General features: G+C 59.6%; 16 protein-coding genes. 8 read left to right on the top strand and 8 right to left on the bottom strand.

What is annotated here, in order from left to right; translation table 11 throughout:
* Positions 1-5: 5 nt before the first annotated feature.
* From DK510_RS19870 to DK510_RS19855, 4 genes are all read right to left on the bottom strand, one after another.
* Complete coding sequence (locus DK510_RS19870; protein WP_109313583.1) at positions 6-866, bottom strand: hypothetical protein; 861 nt, start codon at positions 864-866, stop codon at positions 6-8.
* A 98-nt stretch (positions 867-964) separates the two neighbouring features.
* The gene (locus DK510_RS19865; RefSeq protein ID WP_109313582.1) at positions 965-1,633 is read right to left on the bottom strand and encodes an ureidoglycolate lyase; all 669 of its coding nucleotides are present in this window, start codon (positions 1,631-1,633) and stop codon (positions 965-967) included.
* A complete protein-coding gene (locus DK510_RS19860) occupies positions 1,630-2,220 on the bottom strand; it encodes an HD domain-containing protein (protein WP_109313581.1) in 591 nt (196 codons plus the stop codon). The genes DK510_RS19865 and DK510_RS19860 overlap by 4 nt, the downstream gene beginning before the upstream one ends.
* Positions 2,217-3,353 (bottom strand): gamma-butyrobetaine dioxygenase, encoded by a 1,137-nt coding sequence (locus DK510_RS19855; RefSeq protein WP_109313580.1) that lies wholly within the window; start codon positions 3,351-3,353, stop codon positions 2,217-2,219. The genes DK510_RS19860 and DK510_RS19855 overlap by 4 nt, the downstream gene beginning before the upstream one ends.
* 99 nt (positions 3,354-3,452) lie before the next feature.
* Here DK510_RS19855 and DK510_RS19850 point away from each other — a divergent pair, with 99 nt between their 5' ends.
* Positions 3,453-4,307, top strand: a complete 855-nt coding sequence (locus DK510_RS19850) for a LysR family transcriptional regulator (RefSeq protein WP_109313579.1) — start codon at positions 3,453-3,455, stop codon at positions 4,305-4,307.
* A gap of 4 nt (positions 4,308-4,311) precedes the next feature.
* Here the strand turns inward: DK510_RS19850 and DK510_RS19845 are convergent, their stop codons facing one another.
* Entirely contained in the window at positions 4,312-4,494 is a 183-nt protein-coding gene (locus tag DK510_RS19845; RefSeq protein ID WP_058275228.1) for a DUF1674 domain-containing protein, read from the bottom strand.
* A gap of 89 nt (positions 4,495-4,583) precedes the next feature.
* On the opposite strand from DK510_RS19845, the gene DK510_RS19840 reads away from it, so the two are divergent.
* The 7 genes from DK510_RS19840 to DK510_RS19810 all read left to right on the top strand — a co-directional run bounded on the left by DK510_RS19840 (position 4,584) and on the right by DK510_RS19810 (position 13,044).
* Positions 4,584-5,840 (top strand): RsmB/NOP family class I SAM-dependent RNA methyltransferase, encoded by a 1,257-nt coding sequence (locus DK510_RS19840; protein WP_109313578.1) that lies wholly within the window; start codon positions 4,584-4,586, stop codon positions 5,838-5,840.
* A gap of 90 nt (positions 5,841-5,930) precedes the next feature.
* The gene (locus DK510_RS19835; protein ID WP_109313577.1) at positions 5,931-7,670 is read left to right on the top strand and encodes a heparinase II/III family protein; all 1,740 of its coding nucleotides are present in this window, start codon (positions 5,931-5,933) and stop codon (positions 7,668-7,670) included.
* Positions 7,671-7,692: 22 nt separating this feature from the next.
* Positions 7,693-9,282, top strand: a complete 1,590-nt coding sequence (purH, locus tag DK510_RS19830; RefSeq protein WP_109313576.1) for a bifunctional phosphoribosylaminoimidazolecarboxamide formyltransferase/IMP cyclohydrolase — start codon at positions 7,693-7,695, stop codon at positions 9,280-9,282.
* Positions 9,282-9,752 (top strand): signal peptidase II, encoded by a 471-nt coding sequence (gene lspA / locus DK510_RS19825; RefSeq protein WP_109313575.1) that lies wholly within the window; start codon positions 9,282-9,284, stop codon positions 9,750-9,752. Before purH ends, lspA begins: the two co-directional genes overlap by 1 nt.
* A 50-nt stretch (positions 9,753-9,802) precedes the next feature.
* On the top strand, positions 9,803-10,321 hold the full coding sequence (locus DK510_RS19820; RefSeq protein WP_109313574.1) for a DUF3035 domain-containing protein: 519 nt from the start codon (positions 9,803-9,805) through the stop codon (positions 10,319-10,321).
* Positions 10,322-10,402: 81 nt separating this feature from the next.
* Positions 10,403-11,743, top strand: coding sequence for a pitrilysin family protein (locus tag DK510_RS19815; RefSeq protein ID WP_109313573.1), 1,341 nt, complete (start codon positions 10,403-10,405; stop codon positions 11,741-11,743).
* A complete protein-coding gene (locus DK510_RS19810; protein WP_109313572.1) occupies positions 11,740-13,044 on the top strand; it encodes a pitrilysin family protein in 1,305 nt (434 codons plus the stop codon). The genes DK510_RS19815 and DK510_RS19810 overlap by 4 nt, the downstream gene beginning before the upstream one ends.
* Before the next feature lie 6 nt (positions 13,045-13,050).
* Here the strand turns inward: DK510_RS19810 and DK510_RS19805 are convergent, their stop codons facing one another.
* From DK510_RS19805 to DK510_RS19795, 3 genes are all read right to left on the bottom strand, one after another.
* Complete coding sequence (locus tag DK510_RS19805; RefSeq protein ID WP_109313571.1) at positions 13,051-13,782, bottom strand: cyclic nucleotide-binding domain-containing protein; 732 nt, start codon at positions 13,780-13,782, stop codon at positions 13,051-13,053.
* Between the two features lie 87 nt (positions 13,783-13,869).
* Positions 13,870-14,685 carry an SDR family oxidoreductase gene (locus tag DK510_RS19800; protein WP_109313570.1) on the bottom strand — a complete coding sequence of 272 codons (816 nt, stop codon included), beginning with the start codon at positions 14,683-14,685 and terminating at the stop codon, positions 13,870-13,872.
* 24 nt (positions 14,686-14,709) lie between these two features.
* Complete coding sequence (locus DK510_RS19795; RefSeq protein ID WP_109313569.1) at positions 14,710-17,043, bottom strand: aldehyde dehydrogenase family protein; 2,334 nt, start codon at positions 17,041-17,043, stop codon at positions 14,710-14,712.
* Positions 17,044-17,047: the final 4 nt, after the last annotated feature.

Below are 17,047 nucleotides of genomic sequence, written 5' to 3'. Positions count from 1 at the left end.
GGATCCTACCTGAACGCGGCGATTCCCGGCGGTTCTGCATGCCCCAAGTCGATATGCGCGAACAGAGCGTCCAAACGCTGGTCCCATGTCGGGAACTGACCTGTCAACGCATAGGTCAGACGCTCTGCTCCGATTGATATGCCTAACGGTGCGGCCTCGCCGCCGATGATGATCTCTCCGATTTCGGTCCAGTTGGCAGATGGTGGATAGGACTCGGGTGCGGGTTCAGTTTGATTGCCGACGCGGTAATAAACGCCCATCGTGACCAAATAATCCTCGCCAAACGGATCTGGAAAGAAATAGCCTGAGGCGTCGCGGGCGGCCAATGCCTCGGCCTCATCGCGCAGCAGGACCTTTTGCGAGAACGGCAAGTTCATCCCATCCAGAACCGGGCGCACGTCATCGGCCTGAGGCACGCTGACAAAAGCAATGCGGGATGGGTCAAGGCTGAACTCTTCAGTCAGAAGACGCACCATAAGTTCCGTGGTGTCACGCCCGCTGACCGCGCCTCCTGGATGGCAGCCAACCTCGTGAAACAGGGGCAGGACATCGGGGCGGTTTTTTTCTTCCACATCTGCGACGCGAGCCAGCGGTTGTATGACGAAAGCGTTTGGGTGCAATTTCTTTTGCTCGAAATCGTGCCGCAGCCCGCCATTATAGTCGACGTTCCCGGTGACAATCGAAAAAGATTGTGACTCGGAAAACCCGAGCTTGGCGAACGCGGCTTTGAGACCAGCCAGTGTTTCGGCGAACTCGGCCTCGAACGCCTCATTCTGGCCAGTTGCGCCGACAGCAAATCGCGGTAGCGCCGCACTCGCGGTGGCTGCGGTGCCTAGTTGTACCAATTTCCGACGGTTCAATCCCATCTGCGCCTCCCTTGTGCACACACAGGGAGAGTATCACAGAAGTTTGCAGCAAAGGTTAAGGGAATCTGAAAAGCGCCGCCCGGAAGCGACAGGTTTGGCTACAGATCGCGTATCTTGTCCGCGCGCAAGGGGCAGGCAAGGTAAACGCCGAACTCTTTGCCGATATCGGCGCTGACCCGGGCGTGCACCCGGCCCTGCCGATCAAGGAAGCGCTGGTTGTCTTCGACGGGGAATATCCCTTCGTGCCAGATGCCGGGATGAATATAGAGGCCACGCGTGCCGTCACACCAGAATGCGACCACTTTTTCTGGCGTCAGGTTGTCGCCGGGCAGGGCGACAGGCACGATGAAGGGCTTGTTGTCCAGCGGCCAGAACATCTGCCCGCCATCGGGGTGGTAGTTCATGTGCCACAGTAGAACCTGATCGCGCGGTGCCGTCTGCAGGTCGGTCTGCGCCTGTTGTGGATCAGCGGACCAACCCAGAACATAGTGGCCTTTGACGGCCTCGTTCTCACCATAAAGCACGTCACCCTGCCAATCGCATTTGAACGTGCCTTCGACCCAGCCGCCCTCGTCGCCGGTGCCTTCGTCAATCTGGCGCCAGCCCTGTTGGGGCCAGCGAGCGATTTCAATCTCGAAGGTATCGGGGTCATCAACCAAACAGCCATAGCCTTTGACCGACGTGTCCGTGGCCCGGATCAGCGGAACCTCGTGCCAGGGAAGGGACGGTTTTGAACTGGCCTCGAAGATATATTCCGGCGCGCTCATGATGTGCCCAGATGCCTGTCGACCATGCGCTGTACCATCGGTGCGAAATGGGTGAAATCCGGCGTTTCCATGTCAGCCCTCTTGCCTGCCTCGTCCAGATAGCGCACCTGAATGATTTCTTTCAGGTTCGGATTACTCTCGAACTCTGCGACCTCCTCAGCGCTCATCGGCCCGCCCTGCAATTCCAGCGTATGGACCGAAGCGGTGGACAGGCGGTTGAAATATTCAGGCTTGGTGGCGCAGAGATACCGCTTGGCTGCCACGTGATAGCGGCAGCAATCGGTGATGACTGAGGGGAAGAACTGTTCCAGCACCTCAGCGCCCGCATCCTCGTGATGACGGTCCTCGGTGTCATCCGGGTGATAAGTGCCGAACTCAGAGGTGAAATGGCCGATATCGTGCAGCAATGCGCCGACGATGATTTCCTCGGGCTGGCCGTTCTGCTCGGCGATCGTTGCACCTTGCAACATGTGTTCAGCCATGGTGACGGGTTCGCCCAGATATTCCTCACCGCCGCGGCGGTCGAAGATATCGCCGATGAAGGCCACGATATTGCCCCGGCTCAGGGTCGAGAAATCGGGCTTCATTCTGCGGCCTCCGGTTGGCTCATTTCCATTGCGGCCAATGTGGACAGCAGCCCGTCCTTGTCGGCGTAACAGCCCTGCAACCAGCGTGAGCCCGCACCGGAATAGCCCAGACGCGCGTGCAGCACGCGGGTGTTGTCGACGATGAAACTCTCGCCTGGTTCCAGTTTGAACGACACGCCCATGGCAGGGTCGTCGATGATCTCGCCCAATTGACGATAGGCGGCGTAATAGGCCTCCATCTGGTCGAACGGCACGTCGACGAACGGCGCGGATGAGCGGTTGTTGAACCGGATACCGACCAATTCACCATCCGGTGACAGCTCAATCATCGGGCGGCGTGACCGTAGGCAGATACCGTCCGAGCCCTTGTATTCGAACCGGGCGGGATAGCCTGCAAGCAAAGCAAAGCCTTCCGGGTTCTGTTCGCGCAGCTTTTCAGCGGCGCGGAAGCCGTCAACCACGATGGAATCACCACCCTCGGCGCTGTTTTCCAGACAATAGAGGATTTGCAGCGTCGGAACCGGATCACGATAGGGGTTGTCGGTATGCGCCTGCAGACCAAGGCCGGTATAGGCGAGGTTGGTCGGGTTCACCTCGGTTCGGACCTCAAAATAGGGGCCATAGTTGGTTTCGCGCACATAGCCGAACAGATCGGCGACTTTCAGCAGGGATTCCGGTTCGGTCGGGCCGCCGGTCAGCTTGGCAAAGCCGTACTCGGCCACCGCAGCTAGCCATCCGCGTTTGGCGCTGGGATTGGCGTGGACCTCATCCCAATCAGCGCTGGGCGCGTCGATGCCGCGTCCCCAGGTGGTGATGTCGGGAGCCGTCCGACCCATGGGGCGGTTTTGATCGCGGTCATAGCTGTGCTCGGCCAGCCAGTCGGCGGGAAAGGTGACGGTCTTGCCTTCTGGCTGAAAGGTGACTGTCAGATCACCATTGCTGATTTCGGCGGCGCTAACCGAAATGTCTGAGGGGATATCACCGATGGTGATCAGACGTTGGCCATTGCCGGGCGCGCGCGTTTCGGGGTCCAGCGCGTTGTCGCGTAGCCAGATGGCATGAAAGCGAGCCTCTGTGCCGGTGTCGAATTCAACGGTCACAACCGAGGCGTCATGGGTGGCAGAGCGCAGCATGGGGGGTCTCCTGTTCAGCGCGGGCTTTGGTTGAGGAGATACGCCTCTTGTGGCATTACGACAATTAATCCTTCTTTCTGCTGAGGCTTGGAAAAACTTATGGATAAGAAAAAAATCGGGTTGCCGCCCTTGGACTGGCTGCGCGTTTTTGAGGCGGCGGGGCGTCTGGGCGGGTTTTCGGCAGCGGCGAGGGAATTTGGTCTGACACAAGCGGCGGTAAGCCAGCGCATCGGTAACCTTGAGGCCTGGCTTGGGCGCACGTTGTTTGTGCGTGAGGCACGTGGCGTGTCATTGACTGTCGAAGGGGAAAGCTATCTGCCACTAGTGCAAGACAGTTTGCAGGCGCTTGAACGCAATACCGAGGATCTGTTTGGAAAATCCCCGCGCGAATTGCGGGTGGCCGGTTTGTCATCGCACATCCATGCGCTTGTGGTGCCAAGTCTTGCCCGGTTTCAGGAGGTGCAGCCGAAGGTGCGTGTCCTGACCGATTCCGTGGCGCGGCGGTCGTCGCTGGATGAAGAGCGGACATGGCTGCAAATCCGCTATGGTCGCGGTGCCTGGCCCGGGCGGGATTCCGAATTGATCGCAGCCGAAGTGTTGGTGCCGATGGCGGCTCCGGGTGTTGAATGGGGCGCGCCTTTGATTGATCTGCGCGGAGAACGGCCGGGGTGGCGAGACTGGGCGCGAAAGGCAGAGCAGGGCGATGTGACGACGTCGACCATCAGCTTCGATTCAATGGAACACGCGTTGTCCGCGGCACGTCAGGGCATGGGCGTAGCGTTGGGGTCGGTGCCACTGGCCAAGGCAGATCTACAGGACGGACGGTTGCGCCGGTTGCACCTGCCCGAGCTGAAAACGAAGGATGGGTATTGGCTGACATGGCCGGAAGAACGGGCGAAATCAAAGAAGCAGCGCGCTCTTATAGTGGATTTTCTGGAAGCTTTGCGGGGATAGGCGATCAGAAATCGATCGCGATGCCTTTCTTCTCCCAATCGCCATAGCGGGCCGGGTCAGGACCGTCGCGACCGCCCAGTTCCCTTGGCATCTCTTTCGCTTTGGCCTCGGCCTTGCGACGGCGCTCTTCAGCCTCGGCCAAGGCGCGCTGGGCGGCGGGCGGCAGGTCTTTGCGGTCGTCACTCATGACATCGGGTTCCTTTCCGTGCATGGGCTTGATATACGCCCGCGTCCGCCATTGGCAATGCGGGCGAGGATTTATTCAAAGGCGATTCCATGTCCGACAACGCAACAGCGGCGCGACGCAGCGCGATCTATCTGCTGGATCAGATTTTGGGCGAAGGACGCCTGCTGTCCGAATGTCTGGCTGCCGGTGCGCTGGACCGGTTGGCCCCTGAAGATCGCGCGCGGGCGCAACGTCTGACGCTGGAAACCTTGCGCGGGTTGGAGCGTGCGGATCGTCTGCTGGAAAACCACCTGAACCGCACCCCCGCTTTGACTGTGCATAACGCCCTGCGCCTTGGCGCGGTCGAGCTGTGCCACGGTGAAGCGGCACATGGTGTGGTGAATTCAATGGTCGACATTGTAGGGCGTTCACGCAAGCACGGACGGCTGAAAGGCCTGGTGAATGCCGTGTTGCGTAAAGTGGCCGCCGAAGGGCCCGAAGCATGGCCCAAAATGCGCGTGCCGCGTTTGCCCGAATGGCTGCGTGATCCGCTAGTCATGGCTTGGGGTGAGGATGCAATCGCGGGAATGGAAAAGGCGCAATTTGCTGGCGCACCGCTTGACCTGACTGTGAAGCCGGGCGCCAGCGGACCGGGTGAAGTCCTGCCGACCGGTTCGACGCGGCTGCATGATGCCGGTCAAGTCACTGCCCTTCCGGGCTATGGCAAAGGTGATTGGTGGGTGCAGGACGCGGCGGCGGCTATTCCTGTGCGCATACTTGCCCCGAAACCGGGCGAAAAGATCCTCGACCTTTGCGCCGCTCCGGGTGGAAAAACACTGCAACTGGCGGCGGCTGGGGCCGATGTTACGGCGCTCGACGTCTCGGAAACGCGGTTGGCGCGGGTGCATGAGAACCTCAAACGCACCGGGCTGAAAACCACTGTCGTCGCGGGCGACGCGCTTGAACATCAGGGCCAGTATGACGCCATCCTTTTGGACGCGCCGTGTTCTGCCACGGGAACGATCCGCAGGCACCCTGACTTGCCTTTTGGCAAAGACGGATCGGAATTCGGTGAGCTGATCGAGCTGCAGGCCCGGATGCTGGCCCACGCCTGGAGCTTGCTGAAACCCGGCGGGCGGCTGGTCTATTGCACTTGTTCTCTCCTGCCGGATGAGGGCGAGGTGCAGGTCGAAGAAGCGCTGGACCAACACCCGGACATGTCGGTGGATCGGGCGGCTTTGAACATTGCCGGAATCGAGTCCGAATGGATCACCGAAGAAGGCGGCCTGCGCCTGCGGCCCGATTACTGGGCTGATCTTGGTGGAATGGACGGGTTCTATATCGCACGCCTGAACAAATCGGCGTAGTGGCACGCTTTTCGATGACTTGACGATCGCCCCGGTCTATCGTTGGGTCTCAGGCGCCAGCAGAGCGCAAGGGGCAGAGTAACGAGCGTCATGTCAAAGACAGATACCATGACCAATCGGTGGACACGGTTTCAGAACCGTCTCTATGCACGACTCAGCCAGCGGCGCAAAGCGGTCTCGGGGTTTGTTGGCGAGCCGGAACCACGCACGGTTGGCTCATTTGCGCGCGGACGTCAGTTGGTCGCCGGAAATCTGCTATTTGCGGGCTATCTGGTCGAAGCTCAGGATACCGAGCTATGGGATGTGGCCGCGCCCAGCACCGGGTTTGACAATGAACGCCACGGCTTTGCCTGGCTCGACGATCTGGCGGCTGTTGGCGATATGCGCGCGCGTGAAAAGGCCCAGCGGTGGGTCTGGGGCTGGATCAACGCGCATGGTCGCGGTCAGGGGCCGGGCTGGGCACCTGATCTGACCGGTCGGCGCGTCATACGCTGGATTAACCATGCGATTTTCCTGTTGCGCGGCGCAGATGAACATCAAAGCAGGATGTTTTTCCGTTCTTTGGCCCAACAGACATGGTTTTTGTCCAAGCGCTGGAAGGCAGCGACTCCCGGTCTTCCCCGGTTTGAGGCGCTTGCCGGGCTGGTGCAGGCTGGTCTGGCGCTGGAGGGGTTGGAGCAAATGGCTGATCCTGCCCTTCGTGCTTTGGCACGCGAGTGTGACAGTCAGGTAGACGAACAGGGCGGTATCCCAACCCGCAACCCCGAAGAGCTGCTTGAGGTCTTTATGCTGCTTTCATGGACTTCGGCCGCGCTCAGCGCGTTGGGCCGGGGCACGCCCGGGGCGCAGGCAAGTGCCATCAAACGCATGGCCCCCACCTTGCGCAGCCTGCGCCATGCGGACGGGGCTTTGGCCCGGTTTCACGGCGGTGGGCGCGGTGTCGAAGGGCGTCTGGATCAGGCACTGGCGCAAAGCGGTGTCAGGCCACATCACGCCACGGGGCTGTCCATGGGATTTGCCCGACTTTATGCGGCCAGAACCAGCGTGATTGTGGATGCCGCCACTCCACCCAAGGGGGCGGCGTCATACAACGCCCATGCCTCGACCCTAGCTTTCGAACTGACGTCGGGCCGCAGACCGCTGGTGGTCAATTGCGGGTCGGGCGAAAGCTTTGGGACGGAATGGCGACGTGCGGGTCGGGCGACACCGTCGCATTCGACACTGTGCCTTGATGGGTATTCAAGCGCTCGGCTGGCGCCACCGACGCAGGGCGCCGAACGCGAGGCACTGGTGGATGCGCCGCATGAGGTTCCCATTGATTTCGAGGACGCCTTTGAGGGCACGCGATTCATGGCCGGGCATGACGGGTATACCAAGGTCTTCGGACTGACACATGCGCGTACCTTTGAGCTGCGCTTTGATGGGCGTGAGCTGGCCTGCGAGGATATTCTGCTGACGGCCACCGACAAGGCAAAGCGCCAATTTGACAAGGCGATGGACGCCTCGGGCCTGAAAGGCATCGCCTTTGACATCCGATTTCACCTGCATCCAGACGTGGATGCGGCACTGGATCTGGGGGGGGCTGCGGTTTCGATGGCCTTGAAAAGTGGTGAGATCTGGGTTTTCCGCCATGATGGCGTGGGAAAATTGTCCGTAGAACCAAGCGTTTATTTGGAAAAAGGGCGTTTAAAACCACGCGCGACAAAACAGATCGTTCTATCTGGCCGCGCAATGGAGTATGCGACGCGCATCCGGTGGACGCTGAGCAAGGCCCAGGACACAGCCTATGCCGTGCGGGATATACACCGGGACGAGCCCGAGTTTGACTGACGCCAAAAGGACCTTTGACCCCATGACCGATCTTCACCCCGTGCGCCGCGCGTTGCTTTCCGTTTCCGACAAGACCGGGCTGATCGAGCTGGGCAAGGCACTGGCCGAGCGCGGGGTCGAGTTGTTGTCGACCGGTGGTACCGCCAAGGCGCTGCGGGATGCAGGGCTTGAGGTGAAGGATGTCAGCGAGATCACTGGCTTCCCCGAGATGATGGATGGCCGTGTTAAAACACTGCATCCCATGGTGCATGGCGGTCTGCTGGCACTGCGTGACAACGAAAGTCATGTAGCGGCGATGGATGAGCACGGCATCGGTGCGATCGACCTTCTGGTGGTGAACCTCTATCCGTTCGAGGCCACGGTAGCCAAAGGTGCGGGTTACGACGAATGCATCGAAAACATCGATATCGGTGGCCCGGCGATGATCCGCGCGGCCTCGAAAAACCACGCTTTTGTGAATGTAGTTGTGGATGTTCAGGATTACGACGCGCTGCTGGCTGAGCTGGCGGCTAACGATGGGCAGACTTCCTATGCCTTCCGTCAGAACCTGGCGCAGACAGCCTATGCTCGTACCGCCGCCTATGACGCGGCCGTGTCGAATTGGATGGCCGATGCGCTGGCCGCCGAGGCCCCGCGCCGTCGCGCCTTTGCCGGAGAATTGAAGCAGACCTTGCGTTATGGCGAAAACAGCCACCAACAGGCGGTTTTCTACACCGATGGCACCAACCGCCCCGGTGTGGCGACAGCGGTGCAGCATCAGGGCAAGGAACTGAGCTACAACAACATCAACGACACAGACGCGGCATTTGAACTGGTGGCCGAGTTCGATCCGGCGCAAGGCGCAGCCTGCGCGATCATCAAGCATGCCAACCCCTGCGGTGTTGCCAAGGGCGCGACTTTGATCGAGGCCTATAAGGCCGCGTTTGATTGTGACCGCACTTCGGCCTTTGGCGGGATCATTGCGCTGAACCAGCCGCTGGATGCCGAAACCGCGCAGGAAATCACCGGAATTTTCACCGAAGTTGTGATCGCCCCGGGTGCGTCGGATGAGGCCAAGGCAATCTTTGCCGCCAAAAAGAACCTGCGTCTGCTGACAACCGATGGTCTGCCGGACGTGACCGCAGGTGGCAAAACCGTCCGTCAGGTAGCTGGTGGCCTTCTGGTGCAGGATAAGGACAACGGATTTGTCGGCCTGGATGACCTGAAGGTCGTCACTAAGAAATCCCCGACAGAGGAACAGATGCGCGATCTTCTGTTTGCGTGGAAAGTGGCGAAACACGTCAAATCCAATGCCATCGTCTATGTCAAAGACGGAGCAACCGTGGGTGTGGGTGCCGGGCAGATGAGCCGCCTGGACTCGGCGATGATTGCAGCGAAGAAAGCCGGGCGCATGGCCGATGCTCTGGGCTTGGCCCAACCACTGACAATCGGTTCCGCCGTGGCGTCGGATGCGTTTTTCCCGTTCCCGGACGGTCTGATGGAAGCGGCCGAGGCCGGCGCGACCTGTGTTATCCAGCCGGGTGGTTCGATGCGCGATGAAGAGGTGATCGCAACCGCGGATGAGGCCGGTCTGGCCATGGTCTTTACCGGCATGCGCCACTTCCGCCACTGATGCGCTATCGTCTGCTTCTCTGGGCCGCACTGGCTGCGTTACTGATCGACCAAATCAGCAAGTATCTCGTCGTTCACGTGATGCGCGTGGCTGATGGGAACATTGATGTCCTGCCGCCGTTGCTGGTGTTCAAATACGGTGAGAATCGGGGCATCAATTTCGGCCTGTTTCAGGGCAATACCGATGCTGCCCGATGGGCGTTGATCGGAGTTTCCATGGTCATCGCAATCGGTGTGCTGATCTGGCTGATGCGCACAGCCCCGTCGAAACTGATGCTGGTTTGCGGCGGGTTGCTGATCGGCGGGGCGCTGGGCAACGTCGTGGATCGCCTGCTTTATGGTTATGTTCTGGATTTCCTGAACATGTCCTGTTGCGGCATCAACAACCCTTTCGTGTTCAACCTTGCTGATGTGTTCATTTTTGCGGGAGCGATTGGTCTGGTGGTGTTCGAAGGCAAAAAGGCCTCGTGACGCGCCATTTGAAATACGATAAAAGCGCCTGAAACAGGCTGGAGACTCTGATGCGGCTGCCGCGTTCCATATTTGCTTTGACATTGGCCTTTGCGGCTGCAGGCTGTTCCGATATCGGATTGCGCCACTTGGAAGCGCCCGGGCAGGGGCCGGACGAATTCTCGGTCCTGCCTGTCAAACCACTGACTCAGCCCAAGGATTACGCTTTTCTGCCTGCGCCCACGCTGGGTGGTGAGAACCTGACCGATCCGAACCCTAAGGCCGAAGCTGTCGTTGCCCTTGGCGGGAACGAATCTTCGCTGAATGCAAATACGGCCATCCCGTCCACGGACGCCGCCCTTGTGACGGCCTCCAGCCGGTATGGGGTTCCGGCAAATGCCCGGCAGGTGGTTGATGCCGAGGATGCAGAATTCCGCAGAAAGCAGAGCCGCCTGACGCGCTTGCGCTTGTTCAACGTGGATCGGTATTCGCAGGTCTACCGCCGCGAAACGTTGAATCCCGACCGTCAGAATGAGGCAGCACGCCAAGCCGGGATAGAAACACCTTCGGCGCCACCGGTAGATGAATAATCTTTAACTTTTCGTCATTGGCCTTGAACCCGCGTGGTGCCACCGTAGTTTGAACAGCATAAATCAAACGGAGGACGCCCTATGGTTCGGGCCCTGGCATTGTCGGCAGCCCTGATGGCCGCAACCCCTCTTGATGCAAGCGAGGGGCACGAAGCGGTCACGACCTTTACGTTGGACAACGGCATGGATGTCGTCGTGATCGAGGATCACCGCGCCCCTGTTGTGCAGCATATGGTCTGGTATCGCGCAGGGTCAGCAGATGAGCCCGTGGGATCATCGGGCGTGGCGCATTTCCTGGAACACCTGCTGTTTAAAGGCACGGACACTCTGGCCCCGGGCGAATTTTCGGCCACCGTTGCGGCCAATGGCGGCACCGACAACGCGTTCACTTCGTATGATTATACCGCGTATTTCCAACGGGTTGCCGCCGACCGGCTGGAACTGATGATGCGGATGGAAGCGGATCGGATGCGCAATATTCGCCTGAGCGAAAATGATATTGTCACCGAACGCGACGTGATCCTTGAGGAACGCAACCAGCGCACCGACAACAGCCCGCGCGCCCTGTTTGGCGAACAGATGAGCGCGTCGCAGTATCTGAACCATCGCTACGGCGTGCCAATCATCGGCTGGCGACACGAGATGGAGACGCTGGACATGGAGGACGCGCTGTCCTTCTACCAAACCCATTATGCGCCCAATAACGCCATTCTGGTCGTCACCGGTGATGTCGAACCTGACGAGGTCAAATCGCTGGCCGAGCAATATTACGGTGTGATCCCCGCCAACCCTGACTTACCCGAACGGGTCCGGTCGCAGGAACCGCCGCAAACGGCAGAACGCCGTCTAACATACAAGGATGCGCGCGTGTCGCAGCCTTATGTTCAGCGTAGCTATCTGGCCCCTGAACGAGATCCGGGCGAACAGGAGAAAGCAGCCGCTCTGTTTTTGTTGGCAGAACTGTTGGGCGGAAGCACGACATCCTACCTGAACGAAAAGCTGCAGTTCGAGCAGCAGAAGGTTGTCTACACCGGGGCGTTCTATCGGGGTGTCTCGCTGGATGATACGACCTTTGACCTTATCGTAGTCCCGGCCGCAGGCGTTTCCCTGCAAGAGGCCGAAGATGCAATGGATCAGGTGGTTGCCGACTTCATCGCTGAGGGTGTGAACGAAGAAGACCTCGATCGGATCAAGATGCAGCTGCGGGCGTCGCAGACCTATGCGCGCGACAATGTGGATGGGATTGGCAACCGCTATGGCCGCGCGCTGACCAGCGGCCTGACGGTTGAGGACGTGCAGGCCTGGCCCGATATTCTGCAAGCCGTCACTGGGGATGAGATCATCGCCGCTGCCCGCGAGGTAATACAACCGGAAACATCGGTCACAGGTTGGCTGATGCGCGATGACGAGGTGACGCAATGAAACGGATATTCGCAACCCTGATCGCGTTCGTTGTCGCTCTGCCCGCGTGGGCCGATATCGAGATCGAAGAGGTTACTTCTCCTGGTGGTATCACCGCCTGGCTGGTCGAGGATCACTCGATCCCCTTCACCGCGCTGGAGCTGCGTTTTCGCGGCGGCACATCGCTGGATGACGCGGACAAACGCGGTGCGGTCTACCTGATGAGCGGCCTGATTGAGGAAGGCGCAGGTGACATGGATGCCCGCACCTATGCGCGTGAGCTGGAATCGCTGGCGGCCTCGTTCCGGTACGGTGCAACCGATGACTCGGTGTCGATCACCGCGCAGTTCCTGACCGAGAACCGGGACAACGTGATCGACTTGCTGCGCACCACCGTTCACGAGCCGCGCTTTGATCAGGATGCAGTGGACCGGGTAAAGGCGCAGGTGTTGTCCGGCCTTAAATCCGATCAAACCGACCCGAATGACATTGCGGGTCGTAACTTTGCCCAAATGGCCTATGGCGACCACCCTTATGGCACCGAAGGTAAGGGTACGATCGAAAGCGTGACCGCGCTGACGCGCGATGACGTGGTCACCGCCTATCAGGATGTCTTTGTCCAAGACCGGATGTATGTCGGCGCGGTGGGTGACATCACACCCGAAGAGCTGGGCGCGTTGCTGGATAAACTGCTGGCCGACCTGCCAGAAACTGGCAAGCCGATCCCTGAACGTGCCGATGTGTCCATCCCCGGTGGTGTCAGCGTAGTCGAGTTCGACACGCCGCAATCTGTGGCCCTGTTCGGACATGCAGGCATTGACCGCGATGATCCCGATTTCTTTGCCGCCTTTGTTCTGAACCACATCCTTGGCGGGGGCGGGTTTGAAAGCCGCCTGATGCAGGAAGTTAGAGAAAAGCGTGGCTTGACCTATGGAATCGGCACTTATCTGGTGCCCAAGGACCTGGCCTCGGTCTATCTGGGGTCCGTGTCGTCCAGCAATGATCGCATTGCCGAAGCGGTCGAGGTGATCCGCGACGAGTGGGCTCGCGCCGCGTCCGAAGGTGTAACCCAAAAAGAACTGGACGATGCCAAAACCTATCTGACGGGCGCTTACCCTCTAAGGTTTGATGGCAATGGCCAGATCGCGGGGATCATGGTCGGGATGCAGATGGAAGATCTGCCCATCGACTATATTGCCACCCGCAACGACAAGGTGAATGCGATCACGCTGGAAGAGATCAACCGGGTCGCCAGCGAATTGCTGGACCCTGATGGGCTCCACTTCACCATTGTCGGCAAGCCTGAAGGTCTGGACGGCTAAACCCGTTCAGGCCGCGACGGGCTGTTTCTGTGCCCGAAGCGTATGCTTGTTGCTGCTCAGAAGCTTTTGCCGCGCATGCCTGAAATGCGCGGCTTTGAGCGCATCGTCGATATGCCGGTTGCGGCGTAGCAGGCGGGAAAGACGGAAATTGTCGAACACCAGGCAAGTTGTCGGCTCTGAGGCGATGACGGTGGCTGTTGCGGGCAAACCAAGACCGAATGTCAGCTCTCCCAGTGTCTCGTCCGAGCCGCAAATATTGATGACCTGACCATTTTGCAGGATGGTTGTTCGCCCGCTCAGGACATAACCAAGGAAATCTGTTGTTCTGGCTTCTTCGATCAGAATGTCGCCTTTGGCGAACTCCTGAACCGACGCAGTGTTCAATAGCTTTCGGGCGTGATGCGGTTTCAGTGACCCAAGATGATGCGAGATGAACTGGCGCTCGGCTGCGGAAAAGCGAATGAGATGCCGCGACAGGTATCCGCGCAGCAATCCGATGACCGAGATTGCGATATAGGCCATCTGTATGATCGAACCAGCAAGATTGAATTCTTCAACCATGCTGATCAGAACGCAGCTTGCGGCAACGATAACCAGAACCGGGTAGAGCACGCCATTGCCTCGGACTATGCCGATTTGCAGTAAAAAGTAGTTCAGAATGTAAAGGCCAGCCCCAGCCACGCCGATTATAGTGGCCAATTCGACAAACTCGGTAAATTCAAATGGACTATTCAGCATGTACGGACCCACCCTCGCAATGAATGGGTCTTACGCTGTGCCAATTACGTGAAGCCGTAAATGAATAACCTCACAGGTTAATGGGTTTTATGAGCGTACTTTCGCCTGCGCGCGCAACAGTTGCCCCATCATCTGTCCGAACTTGCCCGAACCACGCTGGTACAACGCGCCATCGACGGCCAGAACCGTGCCGCTGATATAGCTGGCCAGATCAGAACTTAGGAACATACAGGCGTTCGCCACGTCCTGCGGCTGACCCCAACGGCCCAAGGGGACGTCCTTGCGCAACGCTTCTCCAGCATCTGGCGTAGGGGCCAAACGCTTGGCCCCTTCAGTGCCTTCGATAAAGCCCGGCACGACCGAGTTCACGCGGATACCCTCGACGCCCCATTCCATCGACAGGGTGCGGGTGATCTGATCCACGCCTGCCTTGGCGGCACAGACATGGGCCTGGCCTTCGTAAGGCAGGTAGGATTGCGGGGCCGAGATGTTGATGATGCTGGCACCCGGACGCTTGAGGAAAGGATAGGCCCCCTTCATCACGTGGATCGTGCCCATCAGGTCGATATCGATCACGGTCTTGAACGCATTGACCGACATCTCTGCCGCCAATGCCGGGAAGTTGCCCGCCGCGCCCGATACCAGCACGTCGAAGTCACCGAACGCGTCGTGGAACTGTTTCAGCCCGTTTGTCACGGCCTCCGGGTCACGTACATCGAACGCCGCACCGATGGCGTCTTGGGCCCCCGCAGCTTTCAGCGCAGCAACGGTGTCATCGACCTTTTTCTGCGACCGGCTGGCGACCGCCAGATTGGCACCCGAGGCCGCAAAGGCCTCGGCAATGCCGCGATTGATACCGCTGGTTCCGCCGATGACGACGACGGTTTTTCCTGAAAAGTCCATGTAGGCCTCCCTTGGCGGGGAGCCCTACTCGCCGTAGGGCACCCAGATGTTTTTGACTTCGGTCGCAGCCTGCAGGAAGCGGCGGGAATGGTCCACGCCCCAATCGATTGCCGTCGCGTTATTCACCCAGGTCCGTTTCAGGTTCCCGGCCGAGACGACCTCAATCTCTTTTGAAAGATCGGTGGACGAGAAGGACCAGACTGCATCGACGTTCAGGTGCGAAGCCAGCGGTTTCGCCAGTTCCGCGTGGCTGCCGGTCAGGATGTTGACTACACCGGCGGGCACGTCCGAGGTTTCGAGGATTTGGTAGAAATCGGTAGCCGCCAGCGGGTAGGGCTCTGAGGCCACCAGGACTGTCCGATTCCCCATCGCAATCGCCGGGGCCATGGCCGAGACCAGACCCAACAAAGGCGCCTCATCCGCACAAAGCGCGCCGATGACACCCACGGATTCCTTCATGGCAATCGCCACGCCACGGATCGGAACGCCGTGCACCTGACCGTCATATTTGTCGGCCCAAGCGGCGGCGGAGAACAGGCGCTGGATTGAAGTTTGGACCTCTTTCGCACCGTCTTTCTTGCCGGTCATTGCGTCGATGCGAGCGGCAAACTCGTCGGCGCGGGCCGAGAGATTTTCGCCGATGTAATAAAGGATCTGTGCCCGCAGATGGCCGGTGGTCTTGGACCAACCTTTGGCCCCTGCCGCAGCTTCAACCGCATTGCGGACGTCCTTGCGATTGGCGAGGCCCACGTGGCCCAACAGCCCGGATTTACCCCAGACGGGTTTCGAATAGCCGCTATCGGGCCGTGCCTGCTTGCCTCCGACATACATCTTGGCGGTACGGTCAATCGGATCGACCGGAGAGCCCTCGCCGATGGCCGCTTCGACCTTCGCCAACGGCTTAGCTTTGCCTTTGAGCCTGGTATAGGCCGTCAGCCCTTCCCAGCCGCCTTCACGGCCAAAGCCGCTTTCGCGCACGCCGCCGAAACCAGCGGCCGCATCAAACAGATTAGTGGCATTCACCCAGACGACACCCGCAACCAGCTTGGGCGCGATATCCAGTGCAAGGTTTACATTCTCGGTCCACACGGTCGCAGCCAACCCGTAACGGGTGTTGTTGGCCAGCTCGACCGCCTCTTCCGGCGTGCGGAAGGTTGAGGACACCAGCACCGGGCCAAAGATTTCTTCCTGCATCAGCGGGTCGGAAGTTTCGAGGCCCGAGATCAGCGTGGGTGGGTAATAACATCCGTTCGCAGGCAGATCGCACGCGGCTTGGTGCACGTGACCAGCGGTGTTGCTTTCGACCATGCTTTTGATGGTTTGCAGTTGGACCGGGTCTACAACCGCGCCCACATCAATGCATTTATCCAGCGGGTCACCGATGCGCAGCGAGTCCATCCGGGAACGCAGCTTCTCGTGGAAACGGTCCGCGATGCCTTCCTGCACCAACAGGCGCGAGCCGGCACAGCAGACCTGTCCCTGATTGAACCAGATCGCGTCGACCAGACCTTCGATGGCACTGTCGATATCGGCATCATCAAAGACGACGTAGGCTGACTTGCCGCCCAGCTCCAATGTCAGTTCCTTGCCGGAACCCGCGGTTGCTTCACGGATGCGGCGGCCCACAACTGTCGAGCCAGTAAAGGCGATCTTGTCCACGTCCGAGTTCACGATCATCTCACCCACCGCGCCGTCTCCGGTGACGATGTTGACCACGCCTTTGGGCAGTCCGGCTTGGGTGCAGATATCGGCGAACAACAGGGCTGTCAGCGAGGTGTACTCGGCAGGTTTCAAAACCACCGTGTTGCCCATGGCCAGGGCCGGGGCAATCTTCCACGACAGCATAAGCAGCGGGAAATTCCACGGAATGATCTGCCCGCAGACGCCGAGCGCTTCAGAATCCGGCAGTTCGCTTTCCATCAGCTGCGCCATGCCCGCGTGATAGTAAAAATGCCGCTGTGCCAGCGGGATGTCGATATCACGTGACTCCCGGATCGGTTTGCCGTTGTCGAGGCTTTCCAGCACGGCAAACAGGCGCGAATGCTTCTGCAACAGGCGCGCGATGGCATAGAGGTACCGCGCACGGCCTGCACCGCCCAGCTTCTCCCATTTCGGTTGCGCCTTTCGGGCGGCAGAAACGGCAGCATCCACATCGGCCTGTTTGGCCTGCGTCAGCTTGGCCAAAACCTCTCCGGTCGCCGGGTTGCGGCTGTCGAACCCTTTGCCGGGTTTGGTGAACGCACCATCGATATAGTGACCGAACTTGTCGCCCTGATCGACCAGCCAGGCCAGAGCCTCGGCGGCACTTTCGGGGGCAGGGCCGTAATCCATGGTTTCGAATATCTCTTTGACTGTCATTGTT

The organism is Ruegeria sp. AU67 (assembly GCF_900312795.1).
Classification (GTDB): domain Bacteria; phylum Pseudomonadota; class Alphaproteobacteria; order Rhodobacterales; family Rhodobacteraceae; genus Ruegeria; species Ruegeria atlantica.
The sequence above is the reverse complement of the archived record's forward strand: the minus strand, read 5'-3'. Positions and strand labels throughout refer to the sequence as shown.